This is a genomic window from Candidatus Accumulibacter sp. ACC003, assembly GCF_907163085.1.
In the GTDB taxonomy this organism is placed as follows: domain Bacteria; phylum Pseudomonadota; class Gammaproteobacteria; order Burkholderiales; family Rhodocyclaceae; genus Accumulibacter.
In genome coordinates this window covers 600,121-621,296 of the sequence record NZ_CAJQTX010000001.1, presented here as the reverse complement: position 1 = coordinate 621,296, position 21,176 = coordinate 600,121, and the positions used below count along the sequence as shown (strand labels likewise).

General features: G+C 65.2%; 16 protein-coding genes. 3 read left to right on the top strand and 13 right to left on the bottom strand.

Annotated elements, in window-relative coordinates:
* Positions 1–3 precede the first annotated feature (3 nt).
* The 5 genes from QZ656_RS02785 to QZ656_RS02765 are packed head-to-tail and all read right to left on the bottom strand — an operon-like array spanning position 4 to position 4,243.
* Positions 4–876: a ScpA family protein gene (locus QZ656_RS02785; protein WP_291991945.1), complete on the bottom strand. Its 873-nt coding sequence runs from the start codon at positions 874–876 to the stop codon at positions 4–6.
* The gene (locus QZ656_RS02780) at positions 877–2,079 is read right to left on the bottom strand and encodes a tryptophan--tRNA ligase (protein ID WP_291991944.1); all 1,203 of its coding nucleotides are present in this window, start codon (positions 2,077–2,079) and stop codon (positions 877–879) included.
* Between the two features lie 15 nt (positions 2,080–2,094).
* Complete coding sequence (locus QZ656_RS02775) at positions 2,095–2,754, bottom strand: site-2 protease family protein (protein ID WP_291991943.1); 660 nt, start codon at positions 2,752–2,754, stop codon at positions 2,095–2,097.
* 16 nt (positions 2,755–2,770) lie between these two features.
* Entirely contained in the window at positions 2,771–3,397 is a 627-nt protein-coding gene (locus QZ656_RS02770) for an L-threonylcarbamoyladenylate synthase (protein ID WP_291991942.1), read from the bottom strand.
* 15 nt (positions 3,398–3,412) lie between these two features.
* Positions 3,413–4,243 carry a 3',5'-nucleoside bisphosphate phosphatase gene (locus tag QZ656_RS02765; protein WP_291991941.1) on the bottom strand — a complete coding sequence of 277 codons (831 nt, stop codon included), beginning with the start codon at positions 4,241–4,243 and terminating at the stop codon, positions 3,413–3,415.
* A 197-nt stretch (positions 4,244–4,440) separates the two neighbouring features.
* On the opposite strand from QZ656_RS02765, the gene QZ656_RS02760 reads away from it, so the two are divergent.
* Positions 4,441–5,352, top strand: coding sequence for a recombination-associated protein RdgC (locus QZ656_RS02760; RefSeq protein ID WP_291991940.1), 912 nt, complete (start codon positions 4,441–4,443; stop codon positions 5,350–5,352).
* A gap of 227 nt (positions 5,353–5,579) precedes the next feature.
* On the opposite strand, the gene QZ656_RS02755 is transcribed toward QZ656_RS02760, so the two are convergent.
* Positions 5,580–6,050 carry a hypothetical protein gene (locus QZ656_RS02755; RefSeq protein ID WP_291991939.1) on the bottom strand — a complete coding sequence of 157 codons (471 nt, stop codon included), beginning with the start codon at positions 6,048–6,050 and terminating at the stop codon, positions 5,580–5,582.
* A 480-nt stretch (positions 6,051–6,530) separates the two neighbouring features.
* On the opposite strand from QZ656_RS02755, the gene QZ656_RS02750 reads away from it, so the two are divergent.
* Both QZ656_RS02750 and QZ656_RS02745 read left to right on the top strand, forming a co-directional pair.
* Positions 6,531–6,851: a c-type cytochrome gene (locus QZ656_RS02750; RefSeq protein WP_291991938.1), complete on the top strand. Its 321-nt coding sequence runs from the start codon at positions 6,531–6,533 to the stop codon at positions 6,849–6,851.
* A gap of 18 nt (positions 6,852–6,869) precedes the next feature.
* Positions 6,870–8,198 (top strand): FAD/NAD(P)-binding oxidoreductase, encoded by a 1,329-nt coding sequence (locus QZ656_RS02745; RefSeq protein WP_291991937.1) that lies wholly within the window; start codon positions 6,870–6,872, stop codon positions 8,196–8,198.
* A gap of 146 nt (positions 8,199–8,344) precedes the next feature.
* Here QZ656_RS02745 and QZ656_RS02740 read toward each other — a convergent pair whose 3' ends face one another.
* The 7 genes from QZ656_RS02740 to QZ656_RS02710 all read right to left on the bottom strand — a co-directional run bounded on the left by QZ656_RS02740 (position 8,345) and on the right by QZ656_RS02710 (position 21,107).
* Positions 8,345–9,007: an MT-A70 family methyltransferase gene (locus QZ656_RS02740; RefSeq protein WP_291991936.1), complete on the bottom strand. Its 663-nt coding sequence runs from the start codon at positions 9,005–9,007 to the stop codon at positions 8,345–8,347.
* 296 nt (positions 9,008–9,303) lie between these two features.
* Entirely contained in the window at positions 9,304–10,500 is a 1,197-nt protein-coding gene (locus tag QZ656_RS02735; protein ID WP_291991935.1) for a Wadjet anti-phage system protein JetD domain-containing protein, read from the bottom strand.
* Positions 10,497–13,868 (bottom strand): ATP-binding protein, encoded by a 3,372-nt coding sequence (locus tag QZ656_RS02730; protein ID WP_291991934.1) that lies wholly within the window; start codon positions 13,866–13,868, stop codon positions 10,497–10,499. Before QZ656_RS02730 ends, QZ656_RS02735 begins: the two co-directional genes overlap by 4 nt.
* Complete coding sequence (locus tag QZ656_RS02725; protein ID WP_291991933.1) at positions 13,861–14,589, bottom strand: DUF4194 domain-containing protein; 729 nt, start codon at positions 14,587–14,589, stop codon at positions 13,861–13,863. The genes QZ656_RS02730 and QZ656_RS02725 overlap by 8 nt, the downstream gene beginning before the upstream one ends.
* A gap of 478 nt (positions 14,590–15,067) precedes the next feature.
* Positions 15,068–16,528, bottom strand: a complete 1,461-nt coding sequence (locus QZ656_RS02720; RefSeq protein ID WP_291991932.1) for a DUF3375 domain-containing protein — start codon at positions 16,526–16,528, stop codon at positions 15,068–15,070.
* Between the two features lie 42 nt (positions 16,529–16,570).
* Positions 16,571–19,912 carry a ligand-binding sensor domain-containing diguanylate cyclase gene (locus tag QZ656_RS02715; RefSeq protein ID WP_291991931.1) on the bottom strand — a complete coding sequence of 1,114 codons (3,342 nt, stop codon included), beginning with the start codon at positions 19,910–19,912 and terminating at the stop codon, positions 16,571–16,573.
* Between the two features lie 313 nt (positions 19,913–20,225).
* On the bottom strand, positions 20,226–21,107 hold the full coding sequence (locus tag QZ656_RS02710; protein ID WP_291991930.1) for a mechanosensitive ion channel domain-containing protein: 882 nt from the start codon (positions 21,105–21,107) through the stop codon (positions 20,226–20,228).
* Between the last annotated feature and the right edge of the window lie 69 nt (positions 21,108–21,176).

Here is a 21,176-nt window from a genome sequence, read left to right as displayed (position 1 = left end):
GGCTCATCGGGAGTCTTTGCGTTTTCCGGAGTCATCAGCCAACCTCAGGTAAATCGGTGCAAAGGCTTCGACCTGCGTTATTTCGAGCAGCTGCTCGCGCGCCAGTTCGAGCAGCGCCAACATATGCACGACCAGCACCGGCGCGCCCAGCGCCGGATCGAACAGTTCGCCGAATTCGACGAAGCCGCCGGCGTCGCGCAGCTGCCGCAGGATCAGCGCCATATGCTCGCGCACCGACAGCTCCTCGCGCTGCACCATGTGATGGGTGTGCAAACTGGCCTGGCGAAGGATCGCGTGCCAGGCATCCTGCAGGTCGAACACCGTCACCTCGGGCAAGCGTCGGCGCAGCGCCTTCTCGACCCACGCCTCGGCCCACTCGAAATCGCGCTCGGCCTGCGGCAGCTCATTGAGCGCGTACGCCGCCAACTTCATTTGCTCGTACTCGATCAGCCGCCGCACGAGTTCGGCGCGCGGGTCTTCGGCTTCTTCGCCCTCGAGCGCCTTCGGTCGCGGCAGCAGCATCCGCGACTTGATTTCGATCAGGATCGCCGCCATCACCAGATAGTCGGCGGCCAGTTCGAGATTCTGCGAGCGCATGGCCTCGACGTAGACCAGGTACTGCTCGGTCAGCGGCGCCATCGGAATGTCGAGGACATTGACATTGGCCTTGCGAATCAGGTACAGCAGCAGGTCGAGCGGCCCCTCGAAAGCGTCGAGCATCACCGCCATGGCGTCGGGCGGGATGTACAGGTCGAGCGGCAGTTGCGTCAGCGGCTGCCCGTAGATCATGGCCAGCGGCGTCGCCACAGCCGCCGCCGGCACGTCGGCGACGGCTGTGGCGCCAGCGCCGCTGGTGGAGTGCTCGGCGACCGACACTCAGCTGTAGTCCAGCCCCATCGCCGCACGCACGTCGCGCATCGTTTCGCGGGCCAGTTGGCGCGCCTTACGATTACCGTCGGCGATGATTTCGCGAACCAGCCGTGGGTCGTCGAGGTAGGGCTGGGCGCGCTCGCGCATCGGCTCCTGCTCGGCGAGGATGCCGTCGATCACCGGCTGCTTGCATTCCAGGCAACCGATGCCGGCGCTGCGACAACCCTGCTGCACCCAGGCCTGGCAGGTCTCGTCGGAATAGACCTGATGCAGCTGCCAGACCGGACAGAGGTCCGGATTACCCGGGTCGTCGCGGCGAATACGCGCCGGGTCGGTCGGCATCCGCCTGACCTTCTGCGTCACCGACGCGGCGTCCTCGCGCAGGGTGATGGTGTTGCCGTAGGACTTGGACATTTTCTGGCCGTCGAGCCCGGGCATCCGCGACGCGGCGGTGAGCAAGGCGCCCGGCTCGACGAGGATCATCTTGCCGGTGCCTTCGAGATAGCCGCAGAGGCGCTCACGATCGGCCGGCGCCAGATCGGCCACTTCGTCAAGCAGCGCATGCGCACGCTCGACCGCGGTCTTGTCGCCGTTCTGCTGGAAGTAGGTGCGCAGCTGGGTGAACGAGCGCGCGCGCTTGGAGCCAAGCTTCTTGACCGCCTCCCTGGCTTTCTCATCGAAGCCCGCCTCGCGTCCATAGAGATGGTTGAAGCGGCGGGCGACTTCGCGCGAAAACTCGATGTGCGGCACCTGGTCCTCGCCGACCGGCACCTTGTCAGCGCGATAGATCAGGATGTCGGCCGACTGCAGCAGCGGGTAACCGAGAAAACCGTAGGTCGACAAGTCCTTGCTCTCGAGCTTTTCCTGCTGATCCTTGTACGTCGGCACGCGCTCGAGCCAGCCGAGCGGCGCCATCATCGACAGCAGCAAATGCAGTTCGGCGTGCTCGGGAACCTGCGACTGGATGAACAGCGTTGCCTGCGTCGGGTCGACGCCGGCCGCCAACCAGTCGATGATCATCTCCCACGACGAGCCGACGATTCCCTGCGGGTCGTCGTACTGGGTGGTCAGCGCGTGCCAGTCGGCGACGAAGAACAGGCAGGGATGCTGGTGCTGCAGCGTGAGCCAGTTCTTCAGGACGCCGTGGTAGTGACCCAGGTGCAGGCTGCCGGTCGGCCGCATGCCGGAGAGGACTCGTTCTGCGTACATTTGCGCTCCGGCGACTCAGACGGGAAATTGAAAAATGAAGTAGATCACGCCCATTACCAGACCCATCACCGGCGTCAACAGCCAACTCAGGGCGCCGGTGAAGAGCAGCAGCAAGAGAATCGGAAAACCGAAACGTTCGAGTTGCGCGAAGCGCCAGGCGGCAGGCGACGGCAGCAGGCTGACGGCGATGCGGCCGCCGTCGAGCGGCGGCAGCGGAAACAGATTGAGGACCATCAGCGCGAGGTTGATGATCATCCCGATCTTGGCCATCTCGGCCATCGGCAGGCTGAAGAAATTGACCGGCAGCAGCAACACCAGCTTCATTATCGCCGCCCAGAACAGCAGCATCGCCAGATTGGCGCCCGGCCCGGCGGCGGCGACCCACAGCATGTCGCGCTTGGGATGGCGCAGGCGACCGAAGTTGACCGGCACCGGCTTGGCCCAGCCGAACAGGATGCCACCACTCGACAGCAGCAGGATGCCGATCGGTACCAGGATCGTCCCGACCGGGTCGATGTGCTTCAGCGGGTTGGCGGTGATCCGCCCCTCCTGCCAGGCCGTCGGGTCGCCGAAATGGCGCGCTGCGTAACCGTGCGCGGCCTCGTGCAGGGTAATCGCCAGGATCACCGGCAAGGCGGCGATGGCGATGGTCTGAATCACCGAAGCTGTGTTCATACGAGTTTCCTAATCCCTAATCCAGGCCCAGAGGCGCCAGCGGCCCCAGTCCCGCGCGCACCAGCTGCGGCAGCGCGGCGGTCAGATCGACAACGGTTGTCGGCTCGAGACCGCAGCTGCCGCCATCGAGGATCAGTTCGAGCTGGCTTTCGAGCCGCTCCTGGATGTCCCAGGCCTCGGTCAGCGGCTCGTCGTCGCCGGCGATGATCAGCGTAGACGTCAGCAGCGGTTCGCCGAGCGCCTCGAGCAAGGCCAGGGTGACGACGTGCGCCGGCACGCGCAGGCCGATGGTCTTGCGCTTGGGATGCAGGACGCGCCGCGGCAACTCGCGGGTGCCTTCCAGAATGAAGGTGTAACTGCCCGGCGTCGTCGCCTTGAGCAAGCGATAGGTGGCGTTGTCGACGCGCGCGAACTGGCCGATCTGCGACAGGTCGCGGCACATCAGCGTCAGCAGGTGCCGATCGTCGACGCCGCGGATCGCCCGAATCCGTTCGACCGCCGCCTTGTCGCCGAGATGGCAACCGAGCGCGTAACTCGAATCGGTCGGCAAGGCGATGACGCCACCCTGGCGAATGACGTCAGCGGCCTGCTTCAGTAGCCGCGGCTGCGGATTGTCCGGATGAATCGAAAAGTACTGTGCCATGCCCCTCCCCGAGGCTCAGAACGCATCCCAGATGGGCTTTAGCCCATCCGGCAACGGCGCCAGACGGCCGAGATCGAAATAACTCTCGCCCGGCCCATGAAAATCGGAGCCGCGCGACGCCAGGAAGCCGTACTCCCTGGCCAGACGAGCGAAGGTATCGACGTGTTCCTGGGTGTGACTGCCGGACACCACTTCGATCGCCTGCCCGCCGAGACCCTTGTACTCGGTGAGGAAACGCCGCATCTCGGGGCGCGACAGCTTGTAGCGCCCAGGATGCGCCACCGCCGCGATGCCGCCGGCGCCATGGATCCAGCCGAGCGCATCGGCCAGCGTCGCCCAGCGATGCGCGACATAACCCGGCCGACCGGGAACCAGGTACGACTCGAAAACGCTGCGCAAGTCCTTGCAGACGCCGCTGTCGACCAGGTGGCGACCGAAATGCGCGCGACTGATCAAGCTGGGATTGGCCGCGAAGCGCATCGCGCCGTCGAAAGCGCCGTCGATGCCGACCTTCGCCAGTTCCGCCGCCATCCGCTGCGCACGCTCGACGCGACCCGAGCGAATCGTTGCCAGACCGTCGTTCAGGGCCGCATCATCGCGGTCGAAGGCGTAGCCGAGAACATGGATCTGCAGCGCCTGCCACTCGATGGAAACCTCGACGCCATTGACGAAACGCATCCCTGCCGCGGCCGCGGCCGCCTGCGCCGCCGGCAAGCCGTCGAGCGTGTCGTGGTCGGTCAGCGCCAGCAGGTCGACACCGTTCGCCGCCGCCCGCGCGGCGACGTCGGCCGCCGGCAGCAGGCCGTCCGAGCAGGTGGAATGACAATGCAGATCGCAGTTGAGCACAGCAGAAGACCCGTATAGGCAGGGCAAAATTGTAAACAGCGGATGATAGCACAGCCGCCCGACGCCTCCCCGGGCAAAGCGACGATCAGCGGATTCGAACCAATCAGAACCCCTACCAGAGTCCGGATTGGCGCCGATCGCGGCGCAGCTGGCGGCGTTTCGGCCCTATAATTACCGACTTTTTTCGAGTCCGCCCGATGTGGTTCAAGAACCTCTACCTCTACCGTCTGCCGAAAAACTGGGCCAGCGACCCTGTCCAGCTGCTTGCCCAGCTTGAAGAACAACTCGCCAAGCTGACCCTGCAGGGCTGTAACGCCACCGACCCGCGCAGCATCGGCTGGGTGCCACCGTGTGAAGGTGGCACGCTGGTTCACTCGGTCAACCAGCAATGGCTGCTGGCGCTCGGCGTCGAAGAAAAACTGCTGCCGGCGTCGATCGTCAAGCGCTTCGCCAGCGACAAGGCGAAAGCCATCGAGGAAGCCGAAGGACGCCGCATCGGCCGCAAGGAAATGCGCGAGATTCAGGAAGAAATGACCATCGAACTGCTGCCGCGCGCCTTCATCCGCAGCCGCAGCACGCTGGCCTGGATCGACCCGAGCAACGGCTGGCTGGTGATCGACTCGCCGTCGCCGGCGAAAGCCGAGGAATTCCTCGAACACCTGCACAAATCGGTCGAAAACGTTCCGGCCAAAGTGCTCAAGGTCATCCAGTCGCCATCGGCGGCGATGACCAGCTGGGTCGCCAGCGGCGAAGCGCCGGTAGGCTTCACGCTCGACCAGGATCTCGAACTACGCTCGGCCGAGAAGGCTACCGTGCGCTACGTCAAGCACACCCTGGAAGGCGAAGAAATCCGCCAGCACATCGCCGACGGCAAGGTCGTCACACGCCTGGCGATGACCTGGAACGACCGCATCTCCTTCGTCCTCGACGACAACCTGCAAGTCAAACGACTGGCCTTCCTCGACATCCTCAAGGAACAGGCCGACAGCCAGGCCGAAAATCAGGACGAACGCTTCGACATCGACTTCACGCTGATGAGCGGTGAAGTTGCGCAACTGCTCGAAGACCTGCTGACGGCACTCGGTGGCGAGCCGGTAGCCGCCCTGTAGTGCAAGACCAAAGGGGCTTGAGATGCACCCCCGGCCCTTCCCTGGCAGGGAGAAGGGCGGCGTGAGGCGGGGAATTCAGGGAGCCTGCTCCCTGCCCGGCGGACGATGCCGGCATGCAAGCCGGAATGCACACTGCAAGTGAGCGGGGGCGGTCATGACTTTCATGATCTGGGGTATCTCAACCGGTCATGACCGTTAGCCGGGGAGTTTTTGCCGCGACGTCTCGGTCAGCCCGCGCACAAGCCACTCGGGCCCTGCTTCGCGACTCGTGAGGGATCGCGCAACTGCGTCACCTTCAGCCAGTTCTTGTACCCTTTGAGCAGCGTGAGGCTCATTTCAACGTAGTCGCGCGACGAGAGTTGGTCGGCGGCGTAGCGCTCGAGGAGTTTCAACCAACGGCGGTGAATGGCGCACGGCGTCTCTTTGTCGCCACCACACAGCGGGCAATCGGGACAGCGTTCCCTGGCCAGCGTGGTGACTGCCGACTGTTTCTGCCACTGCTGGCGATAGTGCACGGCGTTGCTCTCGATCCACTCGAGCGCTCGCTGATCGCGCTCGGCGACGGGAAAGCGCTCGACGTGGGCTTCGATTGCCGCGATCTGGCCACGGAAGAAGGCCTCATCGGAGCCGCCGGCAGACGACGCGTTGCCGACAAAACGGGCAATCAGCGCAAGGGTGGGATCATCGACGATATACATACAGCTTCTGGGAAACCGTGGGCCAGCGTTCAATAGATTCCACTATAGCACCATTTTTGCCGCGGTGCACAAACACGATAATTATGGATTAACGAGGGCGGTGACGAGTCAGCCTGTAGCCAGGCTGAGCATAAAGGCGCCTCCTTCGACCGCCGCGAGCGCTGTTTCTTGTGGCGTCCAGAAGCGGCGAATGCTGCAGCGCCAGAAGCATCTCGCCGCTCCCAGAAGTGGCGCGCCAATGCGCCGTCTTAAGCGCGCCTTAAGATTTGACCATAACACTGAGATGGGCCTCCTGAAAACAGCACGTCGCTGGAAGGTCGCCATAAACGAATACACGCTGGCAGGCCCGGGAAGTTCCCGCCGTTGCAGACTCCGGGCAAGCCGGGAGCTGTTGGTCGCGACGAAGCACTCGCTGTCGCAAGCGGCTCATCAGGTGCTCGAGCGAGTCGGGCCTGAACGTTCTTTACGGAGGTATGAACAATGTCCTTCAAGGCGATTTCACGGCAGCTCATGCTGCCTTTTGCGCTGCTGCTGACAGCCACGCCGGGGGCGCACGCGGCGCCACCTGCCGGGCGGCTCCTGGCCTCGCAATGCGCGCAATGCCACGGCAGCAACGGCAACGGCCCCGGTTTTGACGAAATCGCCGGCAAGAGCGCCAGCGAGCTGCGCAAAGACCTCCTGGAAATGAAACGACGCCCGGTCGAAGGCATCATGGACCGCCAGGCGCGTGGCTACACCGACGCCCAGATCAAGCTCATCGCCGACTACCTCGCTGCGTACACGCGCGGCGGCGACAACTAATCCACGGGAGACGCCCACATGCATGCCTTCAACAGAAGAGAATTTCTCAGGCTGGCGAGCATCGCCGCCGCTGCAGCCGCTTTGCCCCGCACGGTCGGCGCGGCGCCAACGGTAGCGGCGCGCGTCGTCGTGGTCGGCGGTGGTTTCGGCGGCGCGAGCGTCGCCAAATACCTGCGCATCTGGGGCGCTGACCAGGTTCGGGTCACCCTGGTCGAACCCAGTTCGAGCCACGTCGCGTGTATTCTCTCCAACCTGGTGGTCACCGGCGCGCTGTCGATGGACCGCATCACTCTGGGTTACAGCGCTCTGAAAAAACGTGGAGTGATCGTCGAGCAGGCGGCCGTGACGGCGATCAACTACGGTGGCAGTACGGGCAGCGTCAGCCTCAGCAATGGCAAAAAGCTCGCTTACGACCACCTGGTGCTCGCTCCCGGCATCGACTTCGTGCCGCCACCCAATGACCCGCAGGACTGGGATCCCGAGATCACGCCGCACGCCTGGAAGGCCGGTTTGCAAACACTGATGCTGAAGCAGCAGTTGGCGGGCATGCGCAACGGCGACACCTTCGTCCTGACCGTCCCCAAGTCACCCTACCGCTGCCCCCCCGGGCCCTACGAACGCGCCTGCGTGGTCGCCGACTACCTGAAGCGCAAGCAGCGCAGTCTGGCCAAAGTCGTCGTTCTCGACGCCAACGCCGGCATTCAGGCCGAGCCGCTGGCCTTTGAACAGGCCTTCAACAGCATCTACCGCGGCATGATCGAGTACATCCCCAACGCCACCGTATCGTCGGTCAATTCGCAGGCGCGCACGATCGTCACCAGCGCCGGCACCTGGTCTAACGTCCGCGTCCTCAACTACATTCCCAACCAGCGGGCGGCGGCCATCGGCCCGGAAAACGGCGGCAACCGCGGCTTGCCGCACTTGAACGCGCAGGGCTTCGTGCCGGTCGACGCCCTCAGCTACGCCGTCAGCGGCCACCCGAACGTGCACGTCATCGGCGACGCCTGCGCCGTGCCCGCCAGCGAAGGCAAGGGCGTGCCGAAATCGGGCCATATGGCCAACGCCGAAGCCAAGGTTTGCGCCGATGCCATCCTGCGCGCGCTCAAAGGCGAGGCGCCCGACAGCAACGTCGCCACCGGTTCGGCGTGCTTCAGCCCGATCACGGCCAAAACGGCGTCCTGGTTATCGGGCAACTTCAACTACGGCGACATCTACGACGCCGCCGGCAAGGTCAAAGGCAAGGGCATGCATCGCGTCGATCTCGACGAGGCGCCGAAAATCAACGGCGATAACTACGAGGACATGTTCACCTGGGCCGAAGGACTGTTCGCCGACAGCTTCGTCTAAGCGTCACGACGAAGAAGCTCGGTCGTGGAAGTCATGACCGAGCTTCTCCGTTTCCGGAGCTTGTCCCGACGGCGCCAATCAAGTCGGGCAAACACGACGCGAGCACCGTGTGCAGCAGCTCTTTCTCTAAGCCTTGCAGTCGGCAATCAAAGCTTCGCCGGCGGCCAATCGGCACCCAGATCGGCCTGCGAGTGATTGCCATAGGTCGGCCAGTCAGGAGAATACTCGTCGGCCTGCTTGCCCCAGCTCGTCCAGCCATCGCGCGAGCCGCGGGCAAACATCTCGAGGTAGGGGCCGGGCGAGCACGATTCGATCAGCTCGTACGCCTCGTCGGGCTTGCGCGAATGCTCGCGCTTGCGGCTCTTGATGATATTGACCTGGCGGCGACCCGGCGCCAGCGTACGCGCGTTCTTGCCGCGGACGCCGAACAGGATCAGTTCGGTGGTGTTGCGGAAGTAGAAACCGACACCGCGTCCGTCGGGGCCGCCGTCCTTGCGGATCTTGTGCCAGACGATATTGCTCTTGTACTCGAAACCCCAGGCGGCGAGAACCCGCAGGCCCTCGGGAAGCAGCGCGTTCGGCACCCAAAGGTAAAGGTGGGCGGGATCTCCGACGATGCTGGCCACCGGCAGCGCAAGAATGTCGTCCAGCGTCATCGTCGCGTAGCGGTTCAGCCGCTTGTGTTCCGGCGCCATCTTGCCGGTGCGGTTCTGGAACTGCCATGGCGGATCGGCAAGCACGGTGTGGAAGCGGCGATCGCCGACGCGGCGCAGCAGATCGCTAGCCGCCTCGGGAAAATGTTTCGTCATCTCGTTCAATCTTCAAGGTAAAGGGATCTGCTGATGCCGAACACCAGGATCGGACGAGCACCACCGCCTCCTCCTTCTCGCTGGTGGAATGTTGGCGGAGCTGCGGAAGGCACGAAATTCGCCCACGCGTCATTGCGAGGAGGCGCAGCCGACGCGGCAATCCAGAAGATTGGCTCTGCACGTTGTCGAAGCGGCGGAAAACTAATATGAGGATGGCACTGGATTGCCGCGTCGGCTTTGCCTCCTCGCAATGACGGTGTCGTGGTGTACGGACGTGGACGCTTTCCTCGACGCGTTCACGGCTGCGCCACAAGCGCTGCAATCGCCGCCTCCACCCAGCCGAACCCAATCCTCTCCTGCTCCAGTCGCAGATTCTTGCGCAGGCGATTGTCGCGCAGGTCGTCGTAGAGCGCGCGCTCTTCGGAATTCAGGCGCGGCAAGTCGCGCCGCGTCTGCTTGTCCTCCTCGCCCCATTGCGCTTCGAAAGCGAGCAGCGTCGCGCGGTCCATCAGGAAGGAATCGACGTGCGCGAAGTACGCGCGCAGCTGCTCGAGGATGGCGAAGCCGTGCGTGTCGATGTCGCCCCAGTAGTGGATGCGGCAGCGCGCCAGCCATTGCGCCTGCGCCAGCATCTCGAAGCCGTAGCCGGCGCCGAAGACGATCAGGCTGTCGCGAACGGCCGGGAAGGCCAGGAAGTTGATCTCGTTCTCGGTAATGAAGACGCGCGTGACGCCGGGGTCAAGGCGGGCGAAGCTATCGGCGTCGAGCGTGAGGTCGTCGCCGAAGTCGCCGGGCAGGCGCGCGTGCGCCGGGTCGAGAATCCGCAAACGGATGCGCACCGGTTTGTCGCGGAAACCGTAACGCCGGGCAAAACCGCTGACGCCTGTTGCCGACGCGTCGACGGCCGCTGGCGGCAGAACGAGATCGAGCCACTCGCCGAGAACGCCGCGATGCGCTTCGATGAACTTGCTGTGCACGCCGGGGATATCCACCTGCCGCAGATAGACCTTGGACCTGGGTTCCACATGGGACCTTTCCGCTACCCAGGCGACGATCGCCAGCAGCCGGCTCCATTCACCGGCCAGTTCGAGCGCCCGCAGCGGCCGTTTGGCGAGCCAGGCGAGCAGTTGCGGCTGGCGCTGCCGCGTTAGCTCGAGCAGGGCATCGAAGCGCGCGAGCTCGCGGCGCTTGCCGATCAGCGCCAGCGCGTCGTCTATGCTGTCGATCCACGCCTCGTTGGGAACGGCATTGGCGCCGAAGACGCGATGGCGGAATTCGCGCATCTCGATACGGCAGTGCGGCATGGCGCGCAGCTCGGCGACCCAGGCGCGCACGGCGTCGAAACGCTCGGCGATTTCTGCCGAGTTCGGTCCCTTGAGGAGCAGCCGGCGCGGAAACGGCGACTCGCCGCTGACCCGGCTGGCGAGCACTTCGCCGCGGTCCCACAGTTTCTGCACCTGCGCCCGCAGCTCGGCGGGCCGCGTCCAGCTCACCCGCTCGCCCTCGCCTTCTCGGCGCGGTATTCCTCGATCGACAGGTTGCGCAGTTTCGACGTGCGGCCTTCTTCGTTATGGACGAAACCGACGCTGGCGACAAAGGGCTCGATGATGTGGATTTTCTGCAGCGGCGTGACGATCAGCAGTTGCAGGTTGAGCTGCGCGAAGAGCCGCAGGCCGTATTGTGCCGACTCGTCCGAGCCGCGCCCGAAGGCTTCGTCGATGACCACGAAGCGGAACGAGCGCGAGCGCACGGCGCCCCATTCGAGGCCGAACTGGTACGCCAGGCTGGCCGCCAGGATGGTGTAGGCGAGCTTCTCTTTCTGGCCGCCCGACTTGCCACCCGAGTCCGAGTAGTGCTCGTGCTCGCTGTCGTCCTCGCGCCAGCGCTCGCTGGCGGCGAAGACGAACCAGTAGCGGACATCGGTGACCTTGGTCGTCCACCGGCGGTCGTGCTCGGAGAGGCCCTCGCGGCCGCGCAAGCGTTCGATGATGTGCCTGACCTGCAGGAACTTGGCTTCCGAATACTGGGCGTCGTCCGAGCCGGTGATGCTGCCTTCGCTACACGCGCGCAGCTCGCCCTGGAAATCACGGATGTCGGCGTCGGGCGTCGGCTGCGCCTCGAGCGTGATGTAGCGGCCGGTGTTGTAGTCGATCTGCGTCAGCGAGCCGTTGATGTGCGCGATGCGATCCTTGATCGTCTCGCGCCACATCGCCAATTGCGCGCTGAAGTTGGCCACCTCGTTGATCGCGTTCTCGTTGAGCAGCTTCTTGAAGCGCAATTCGAAGCGCGGCAGATCGTCGGCCTGCAACTTGTCGAGCATCGTCCGGTATTCGCCGACGGCGTCGATGGCGACATCGACCTCCTGCGTGTCGAGCGGGAAAGCGCTGCGGTAGGAACCCATGGCGTCGATGATCTTGTCGCGCAGCCGCTTCAGCTTGTGGTCCTCGTTTTCGATGCGACTCTGCAGCCAATTGCGCATGTCGTGCTCGCGGTTTTCGCACGATTCGACACTCAGCTGGTGCTCGCCGAGCGCTTCGCTGCGTATCGCGTCGAGGCGCTCGAACCAGGCACCCTGCTCCTGATCGGCGACCAGCAGCAGGGTGTCGCTGCGCAAGGCCTCGGCGGCTTCACGTTTGGCCTGCGTCGCTCCCAGCTCGCGCGTCCTGGCGGCGAGCGCAGCGTCGCTTTCGGCGAGCTCGCCCTGCAGCCGTTTGAGACGTGCGCTCAGGTTCTGCAAAACATCCGACGTCGTTTCCAGCAAGCGCTTTTCTTCCTGCAGCCGTGCCACCGCGGTCGCCGACGATTGCCAGTCGAGCTCGCTGAAGTCGGCGTACTCGCCGAGCTTCGACAGCGCGGTCAGGCGTTCCTTGAGCGCGTTCTGTTCACCCATGATCTTGCCGATGCGGCTGCCCAGCTCGCCGAGCCGTGCTTCGAGTTGCCGGGCATTGGCTTCGAGGGCGCTGATCTTGGCGGCGTTGCTCCAGCCGAGCACGTAGCGACTGCGGTCGTCGAGGCGATGGCGGTCGTCTTTCTCGTGGCGCTCGCCGGGCGCCTTGATCTGGCCGGCACGCGTGATCGCTTTCGTCTCGCGGCGAAACTGCTCGTGCGTGGCGCAACACGCGACGTCGAAACGATGCGTCAGCTCGCGTTCGAGCCAGTCGTAGTACGGCGAGTCGGGCTTCACCTCGAGCTTGCGCACCAGCGAGTCGCGATGCACGCTGGGCAGGTCGCCGGGCGAAGTCTTGCTCTTGCGGACGCGGAAATAGACCAGCCGCCCGCGCAGCTGCGTGCGATCGACCCATTCGGCGACCGGCGTGTAATCGGCGTCGGGGACCAGCAGCGACAGGGCGAAGTTGTGCAGCAGGCGTTCGCCGGCGCCCTCCCAGTCGCGCTCGTCGTCGCGGACCTGCAGCAGTTCGCCGGCAAACGGCATCGCCTCTTCGGCGAGATCGAGCGCCTGGCACAGCGCGCTGCGCATCGCCACCTGCGCGGCCGGGACGTTGCTGCGCCGGGCCTTGAGGCTGTTGATCTCGGCCGATAACTCGTCGTGCTCGAGCTTGCCCTGGCGCAGGCTAACACCGAGCTCGGTGAGGTCGTTCTGCAAGCTCGCGTCGCGCTCGCGAGCGGCTTCGGCGAGCGTCGCGAAGCGCTGGCGCTGATCGAGAAAAGCCGCTTCGTCAGGCGCCGCCTGCTCAGCCACCGCAGCCAGCAGCTCGCCATGGCGCTGCGCCTTGCGCGCCCGCGCCTGACGTTCGATTTCGAGCCGATGAATCTCGGCGGCCAGGCGTTCGAGCCGATCACCGCCGTTCTCGGCGATGCTGCGCTTGAGTTCGCCCTCTTCGGAGCGTTGCGCCAGGCGCTGCTCGTCGATACGCTTGAGCTGCGCGTCGTGCCGCCGCCAGTCTTCGGCCAGACCGGCGAGGCGCTTGTCGAGCAGTCCGAGCTTGAGGGTGGCGAAGTAGGCTTTGAGCGCCTCGCGACACGCCCGCATTTCCTCGATCTTCGCCGCCAGGACGGCGTGCTGCTCGCCATCGGCAACCAGTGGTGCGAGCAGCGCGACCTGTCGCTTGGCCTTGAGGACGGCTTCGTGGGCGCGATTGAGATCGTCGAAGTGACCGATCAGCGCGCTGATTCGTGGCGCGACGTCGAAGGGCTCGAGCATGTGGCTGCGCACGAAGTCGGTCAGGTTGCCGACCGACTTCATCGATACCGTCTGATGGAAGAGGTCCAGCGCCTGTTCGTTGTCGATCCCGAAGCGCCGCCGGAACCACGCGCCGTAGGGCGGGAAGCTGTCGAAGACCTCGGCCAGCGGCCGCCGCAGGCGCTTGCGCAGCGCGCCGATGTCCGAGCCGAAGTTGGCGAAATCGCCAGCGATCGACAGATCGCTTTCGGCGGCGACGAAGAAGCGCGCCGGCTGCCCCTGCGCGTCCTTGATCCAGAAGACCTGCGCCAGCGTCACCGTCTGGTCGTAGCCGGCGTTGTAAAAGACGCCGAGGATCACCGAGTAATTGTTGTGGTCGCGCAGCGCCACCGGCCGCGCGCTGCCGCTGACCTCGTTGCGCTCGGACTTGTAGTGGCCGAGGACATAGGAACGCAGCGTCCGCTCGCGGCTGTCGGCGCCCGCCGCCTTGTTGTAGGCGATGCGCTGCGCCGGCACCAGCAGCGTCGTCACCGCGTCAACCAGCGTCGACTTGCCCGAACCGATGTCGCCGGTCAGCAGCGCGTTCTGGCCGCCCGGGTTGAGCGTCCACACACGCGCGTCGAAAGTACCCCAGTTGAAGACTTCCAGGCGCTGCAGGCGAAAACCCGAAAGCGTGTCGTCGTCAACAAAATCGAGGCCGAGACTCTGCGGCTCATTCATCGGATGCTTCCCGCGACCGGCCGCTCCTGGCCGTCGCTGGCTGCGCTTTGCCGGCCTTGCTGCCGTTGCCAGCGGCGCTGCTGTCGCCGGCGAGCAAGGAGCGGTAGGCATCCAGGCGCTGATCGAATTCGGCGAGCCACTGCGCGTCGACAAAGGACTTGAGAATTCGCCGCACCTCGAAGGTCGCCGTCTGGCCAGCCTGCACTTTCAGGCGGCGCACGAAGCCGAGCTCGACGACCTTGCCGAGGTAGAAGTCGATCTGGTCGATCAAGCGCGCCTCGTTACTGCCTTCGCGCAGAAAGACGCGCAGCAGCTCGACGACGTCGTCGCGCGACAGCACCAGCCGCGTATCGCCACCGCCGGCGTCGAACTCGGCCAACTTCTTGCGCAGCAACGCCAGCAACAGGCTGACCGGAAACGACAAGGGACGGCGCGCGACCAGGCGCGGCAGCCGCGGCGCCTCGCCCTCCTCGGGCTGCGGACGCGAGCGCAGGAAGGCGTAGCCCTCGGCCTCGTCGAGCACCAGCTCGAGGTCGAGCACGGCGACGTAGTCACGCACGCGCGCCTGCAGATTGAGCAGCGTGTTCCACAGCGCCGCGTCGCCGTCCTGATAGAGCACGCCCTTGAGCAGCGGAATGACCAGCGCCGACAGCTCGGCGCTGGCCGGCGCCGCTGCCGCCGACGCGTCAAGCTCAAGTTGTGCTTCCAGGTCTTGTGCCACCACTATCCCCACCCCACGAACTTCAGAGCCGCCATGACGCGCCCCAGGATACCACGGTGCCATGATACCCATGCGACACGCACCCACACACCGTCATTGCGAGGAGGCAAAGCCGACGCCGCAATCCAGTTCCACCCTCTGATCCTTGACGCTCTCAGGAATTGACCCACTTTTGCTCACGAAACCGGACCCGCCTAGTCGTCATGGCTGTGCGCACGAAAATGCCGCGCACACAGCCATTCCCGAGCGTACTCGCCTCTACACGGCGTCAAGGGTACGCTGCGCCGGGCTGCAAAAACCGCAGCCCGCCCTTGACCCCGCTCCGAGGCGAAAACCTGGGTGTTGGCGCGCGCCAACGGTGGGTCAATTTCCGTGAGCGAAAAAGGGTCAGTTTTCGTGAGCGTTGAGGTCTGATTGACGCGCGGGAATCGCTGGCGCTTCGTGGCCTCGTATATTCCATACCGCGGGCAACATCACACTAGCCGCCGACAAATATCACCCGCGACAGCCGCGCCTGTTTCGTGTAGTCCTTGCCATCCGGCCCGACGCCGCGCCAGACGATCAGCTCGCTGACGTCTTCGTCGATGACGCTCTTGAAACTGTCGCCGGCGAGCTGCAGGTAGGCGACCAGCTCGGCGAGACCGTGCTCCAGGGGGCGCGTTTCGCAGAGCTCGCGCAGCGTCACCTGCGAGCGGCCCTGCAGCGCCTGGCGGATGTGTCGCGCGAGCTGCGCGCGGTCGACGACCACTTGCGAGAAAAGGACCGCCGCGTCTACGTCCTGATCACCCGCTTCGAGCACCAGGTCGGCGATGGCTGGCTTGATCGGCGGCGTGTACAACGGCCGCTCGAGCGGCAATTCGATCGCCGCGGTGGTGTCGGCGATGCTCATCACGTCGTTGGCCGACGGCGGCGTCTCACGCAGCGCCAGCGCCTTGGCTTCGATGCCGTGCAGGATGTCCATGATGCGGCGATTTTCCAGCCACGCCTGGTCGTCGAGAAAGCGACGTAGTTGCTGCGACAGCTGGGCGACCGTGCGCTGCGTGTGCTCGCCGGCTTCGAGCCAGTCGTAGTGCACGCGCCGGGTGCGTGCGTCGGGCCGCAGTTCGGCGACGGCGGGCAGCGTCAGGACGCGCTCGAGCAGCGCTGAAAGCTCGTCCTGACGACTGCTCGACATCAGGAAATCCCAGAAAGCGCGGAAGCTGCGTCCCTGGTCGGAGTCGGAAATGGCGTCGCGCTCGCCCATGATTTCTTCGAGCAAGGCGCCCTTGGCGCCCTCCCAGAGAGCGATGCGCTCGCGCACGCGGCGGTCGAGGCCGCGGAAATTGTGCTCGACTTCGCGAAAGTCGGTCAGCAACTCGCGCGCCATGGCGACGAACTGCTGGAAACGATCGCGCAGCGCGCTGTCGTCGAGCAGCGGCAGGTCGCCCGAGCGCACGCGCTCGATCTCGGCGTCGATGTCGTCGCGACGGCGCTGCAATTCGGCGATGCGCGTCTGCGGGTCGGTCTCGCTGCCCTCGCTCATCTGCTTGAGCAACTCGAAGAGCGTCAGCAGGCGCGACTCGGTACCGACAAAGCTGCGCGCGGCAAGCGTCCCCAGCCAGGCGATGGCCTTTTCGGTCGCCGGCGTCAGGTCGAAATGCGGCTCGTCCGAGCCCTGCGCGTAGAACTTGCGCAACCAGCCCTTGTCGTTCGCTGCCCAATCGTTGAGGTAGTCGAGCGCCGCTTTCGGGAATAGCTCGGCGCCGAAGCGATCGCGCAGCGCAAACAACTCGTCTTCCAGCGCTTCGGCCAAATCTGCCTGCGCCAGCACGCGTGCATTCGGCGCGATGAACACGCGCTGCAGGAAGCTCGCCAGCAGTGGCGCGTGCTCGGAGCGCAACAAGCGCCACGCCGGATGATTCAGGCGCAGCAGCTCGAGCGTCGCGTAGTCGAGGCTCATAGGGGCAGGCGGCCGCTTGCCAGCGCAAATCGACTCATCGTCTCAACTTGCACTCGCGCCGGGGAGCAATTCGGCTTCCCAGTGTCGCCAGCGAGCGCCGAGAGCGCCCGCCAGGCCGCTGTGATCGGGCGAGCAGACGACGTTCAGCTCACCGGCTCGCGCCCAATCGGCGAGCGGCCGGCGCGAGCAGGTGAGTAGGGCTTCGGCCGATTCGCAGCGGGCGCCGAGCGCTCCCAGCCAACCATTGCGGCCGCCACTCTTGACGACGTAGAGCGCGGCATCGGCGATATTGACGACGGCACTCCAGTCCAGGACTTCGGCATACTGCGCCGACAGCGGAAAGCAGCAGAAACCGATCGAGCAGGTCTTCGCCAGCAGGCGGCCATCGTCAAGCTCGAATGGCCGATCGGCGACCGCCGCGCGCGCCCGCTCGGCGAGTTCGGCGGCGTGCGCACGCGGCGTAGCGCGCGCCACGACGAGAAATTCCTCGCCGCCCCAGCGCACCAGATAGTCGGTTTCGCGGAACACCGCCTGCAATCGCTGACACATCTGGATGATCACCGTATCACCCGCCGCATGGCCATGCTGGTCGTTTACGTGTTTGAAGTGGTCGATGTCGAACAGGAAAAATATCAGGCCGGCGTCATCACGCAAGGGGGCGCCGTACTGCCGGTGACTGTCGTACTCGCGCAGCGCCAACGCCGCATCGGCTTCGATATGCTGGCTCAGGAAGCGGCGGTTGCGCAAGCCGGTCAGCGGGTCGCTCAGGCTCGACTCTTCGAGCGCCGCCGACTCGCGTTGCAGAGCCAGGGTCAGCTTCTCCAGTTCGGTCGTGCGCTCGCGCACCAGTCGTTGCAGTTCGCCCTGGCGCACACGCAGATGGCGCGTACGCAACTGCACCAGGGCGTAGATCATCACCAGCAGCAGCGCCAAAGCAAGCACACGGAACGACCACGTTTGCCACCAGGCGGGAACGATGTGCAGCTTGAGCGACAGCTCGTGCGGACTCCAGACGCCGCTGCGGTTGGTCGCACGCACGCGCAGCAGATAGTCGCCGGGAGCCAGGTTGCTGTAGCTGGCGAGCCGGGACTCGGCACCAATTTCGATCCAGGCGGGGTCGAAACCGAGCAACTGGTAGGCGTAGCGAACGCGGCCAGCGTCGCTGTAGTCAATCGCCGCGAAGGCAACGCTGAAGCTGCGCTGCTCGGGCGTCAGCTGCAGTCCCTCCTGGAGCCGGCCCGCGGCCTGGCGCTGACCGTTGATGGTCAGCTCGGCGATCGCCAGCGGCGGCGCGTAGTCCGAAGCGTCGAAGTGCTCCGGGTTGACCACCAGCATGCCCTTGCTGCCGCCGAAGAGCATGCGGCCATCAGCCGTCTTGGTTCGCGAGAGGAACCAGCCAGTGCCGAGATCGGCGCCATCGGCTGCCGTCAGCTCTTCGAGGCGATCGCTGGCCGGGTCATAGACATACATCTGCGTCCAGATGCGACCGCGCCTATCCTCCATCAAATTGCCGCCAAATGGCCGACTGACGACGCCGTGGCGGGCACTGATGTGCTCGAAGCTGACCGGCTGGCCATCGTCCCAGCGGCTCATTCGATGCAGACCGGTCACCGCCGTGTCGACCCACAGCGTCTGTTGATGGTCGAACAGCAGTCCGATGACGCTGGCGTTGCCGAGGCCGGCGCCATTCCTGCTCTCGACCGGCCGCATCTCGCTGCTGCCGGCAGCGACGCGCAACAGTCCGCTGCCGCCGCCGACCCAGACGCTGCCATCAGCCGCCTCGGCGAGCGCGTTGATATCGGTGTGCGCCTTCTGTCCACCGGCCTGACCGATGCGGACAACTTCGGCCGCGCCGGGTCGCAGGCAATAGACGCCGTCCTGCGTGGCCACCCACAGGGAGCCATCGCGGCTGACCAGCAAACGTCGGGTCAGGCCGCCAGCGTGCGCGACGATACGCAGTTGCCGGCGGTCGCCGCTGAACTGATAGAGCGCGGAATCCGCGCCCAGCCAGACGCTGCCATCGCCAGCCTGGGCGATGGCTTCGATGCGCACCGGCGGCAGCGAGGGTCTGGCTCCTGGCGCCGCGGCGGTGGGCCGCCGGTCGCGCGGCCAGACCGCGCCGGTGACGCGCAACTGGCTGTCCATCACCGCCACGCCACCCTTGCGCGTCGCCGCCCAGATTTCACCATTGTCCAGTTGCAGGACGCTGCGCACATCGGCTTCGGAAAATGGGCCGTCTGGCTGTGGATCGGCGCCACGCAACCAGATACTGCGATTATTCGGGTCGTGGCGTTGCAGACCGACGCCAAAGCCGCCAACCCAGATCAAACCCGAGTGATCGCGAATCAGCGCCGTAACCTCGTTGCCGGCCAGGCCCGTACGCTTGCGCAAATCGTGCTGCAGTCGCTGCCGCAAGCGACCGTCAGCGAGCTCACGAATTTCGATTCCAGACGATCGGCCGACCCAGATTCGTCCTCCCGACGCCTCGACCAGACTCGACACCGCGCCCTTATTTGCGGCGTCGTGCGCGCGCTCGACGAGCACGCCGTGGCCGCTGGCGGGGTCGATGATGGCCAGGTCACCTTGCTGCGTGCCGACCCAGATGCGCCCGTCCGACGCCTGTAACAGCGCCTGCACCAGACGACCACCGAGCTCGGCGCCGCCGGCGCTCGAGAACACCGCTTCGAAGCGATCGCTGCCCGCAACGCGCCGGCTCAAGCCAGCCCAGGTGCCGACCCACAAGCTTCCCTGGCGATCGACCAGCAGCGCTTGCACACGGTCGTCTGGCAGGCTGCCGGCTTGCTGCGAATGCCGGTAGTGCGTGACTTTGCCGCTGCCCAGATCGACGTGCTCGAGGCCGCCACCCTCGCTGCCCGCCCAGATGTCGCCGTCACGATCCTCGGCGAGCGCGCGAATCGTCGGCAGCGGGCCGCCGCTGCCCTCGCTATCCTTGCCATTCTCGCGTTCGCCGCGAACCGCCGTGACGCGTTCGCTCAGCGGATCATAGACCGCCAGACCGTCCCACTCGGTGCCTATCCACAGGCGGCCATCGCGCGCCGGCAGCAAGGCGCGGATCCAGCCCAGGTTACGCTCCGCCGGGTCAGCGCTTTCGCGTTCCTGCGGACGAAAGCGGTAGCCATCGAAGCGCACCAGACCGTCGCCGGTGGCAATCCACAAAAAGCCTGCTCGATCCTGCGCCATCGTCGGGACGACATTGCGCGGAATGATGCCGACGCCGACCGACTCGAAACGCGGCTCGGCGAGCGCGTTTTCGCGATCACTCAGAGCGGGGCTATTGGCGAGGAGCGCAGTCGTCCCCGACACGAAGAGGGTAGCCAGCAGCAGAATTCGTCGGAGCCCGAGTACGGCAAGCGGCTTTAGCAAAGTACCTCTTCCGTTTCAGGGTCTGGAGCGTCATGAAAGGGGCCGCCCGGCAGCCAGTCGAGTTGTCATCTACCGCACGCTGCCGCCAGCGTCCGAACACGGACTCCCGCGACAGCCAGTCAGCTCGGGGGTCCCCATAAGACAATCTCGAGTATAGGGACTGCGATCGACGGCGGTCAATCTGATATTCAAGTCCTGCAAGCTGCCGAGAAGCAGCAGAAATCGACAAGGGCATTAGATCAGCGGCCGGTGGTCGTGGCCGCTGTTCTGTCAGCGGCGGACGGCTGCGCTCCCTGCCGCCAACGCCCGACAATCAGCGGTCGGCGCCATGCTGATAGAGATGCACGTCGCGCTGCGGGAAGGGGATGTTCAGGCCGGCCTGGTCAAAGCGTTTCTTGACCTGCTCGTGAATATGGAAGTGGACAGCCCAGTAATTGGCAGCTTCGACCCACGGGCGAACGACGAAATTAACGCTGTTGTCGCCGAGCGCGACGACCTCGACGGTCGGCGCGGGGTCCTTGAGGATGCGCTCGTCGCCGGCAACGATGTCGTTGAGGAGCGCGCGCACCTGGTCCAGATCATCGCCGTAGCTGCAGCCGACGATCAGGTCCACACGGCGCGTGGCGTTGGCCGAGTAGTTGGTGATCGTCCCGGACATGATCTGGCTGTTCGGCACGAGGATTTTCTTGTTGTCCGGCGAGTGGATGACGGTGGTGAAAATCTGCACCTCCTTGACCGTTCCGGCGACACCGGCGGCCTCGATGAAGTCGCCGACCTTGTACGGGCGGAAGGCGACGATCAACACGCCCGACGCGAAGTTGGACAAGGATCCCTGCAGCGCCAGACCGACGGCCAGGCCGGCGGCACCGAGAACGGCGAGCAAGGACGTCGTCTGGACGCCGAGCGCGCCGATGGCGGCAATGATCACCACCACCAGCAGCACGGCATTGAGCATGTTGCACAGGAATTTCTCGAGCGTGTCCTCCATCTTCGCGCGCTGGAAGGTCTTGCGGGCGATATTGGTGACCACTCTGGCCAGCCAGCGGCCAAGCAGGAAAATCACGATCGCGGTGACCGCTTTCATGCCGATCGACGTGCCATGTTCGGTCACCAGGACAATCAGCTGGTCGGCATTGGTGTAATCGATGGCTTTTGCGGCGGTCTTCTCGACGAGCTCGGCGGCTGTTGTGGCCATGGTGCTTTCCTCCGGTGATTCTTTAAATGATCATCCCGCTCGGCGTCATCTACCGCCAGCGGGGCGTTG

Excerpts from the sequence above, each read along its gene's own strand:
- QZ656_RS02770 (WP_291991942.1), bottom strand. The coding sequence starts at position 3,397 with ATGGCACAGTACTTTTCGATTCATCCGGACAATCCGCAGCCGCGGCTA.
- QZ656_RS02730 (WP_291991934.1), bottom strand. The coding sequence starts at position 13,868 with ATGAATGAGCCGCAGAGTCTCGGCCTCGATTTTGTTGACGACGACACG.
- QZ656_RS02745 (WP_291991937.1), top strand. The coding sequence starts at position 6,870 with ATGCATGCCTTCAACAGAAGAGAATTTCTCAGGCTGGCGAGCATCGCC.
- QZ656_RS02740 (WP_291991936.1), bottom strand. The coding sequence starts at position 9,007 with ATGACGAAACATTTTCCCGAGGCGGCTAGCGATCTGCTGCGCCGCGTC.
- QZ656_RS02775 (WP_291991943.1), bottom strand. The coding sequence starts at position 2,754 with ATGAACACAGCTTCGGTGATTCAGACCATCGCCATCGCCGCCTTGCCG.
- QZ656_RS02755 (WP_291991939.1), bottom strand. The coding sequence starts at position 6,050 with ATGTATATCGTCGATGATCCCACCCTTGCGCTGATTGCCCGTTTTGTC.
- QZ656_RS02750 (WP_291991938.1), top strand. The coding sequence starts at position 6,531 with ATGTCCTTCAAGGCGATTTCACGGCAGCTCATGCTGCCTTTTGCGCTG.
- QZ656_RS02710 (WP_291991930.1), bottom strand. The coding sequence starts at position 21,107 with ATGGCCACAACAGCCGCCGAGCTCGTCGAGAAGACCGCCGCAAAAGCC.
- QZ656_RS02720 (WP_291991932.1), bottom strand. The coding sequence starts at position 16,528 with ATGAGCCTCGACTACGCGACGCTCGAGCTGCTGCGCCTGAATCATCCG.
- QZ656_RS02780 (WP_291991944.1), bottom strand. The coding sequence starts at position 2,079 with ATGTACGCAGAACGAGTCCTCTCCGGCATGCGGCCGACCGGCAGCCTG.
- QZ656_RS02760 (WP_291991940.1), top strand. The coding sequence starts at position 4,441 with ATGTGGTTCAAGAACCTCTACCTCTACCGTCTGCCGAAAAACTGGGCC.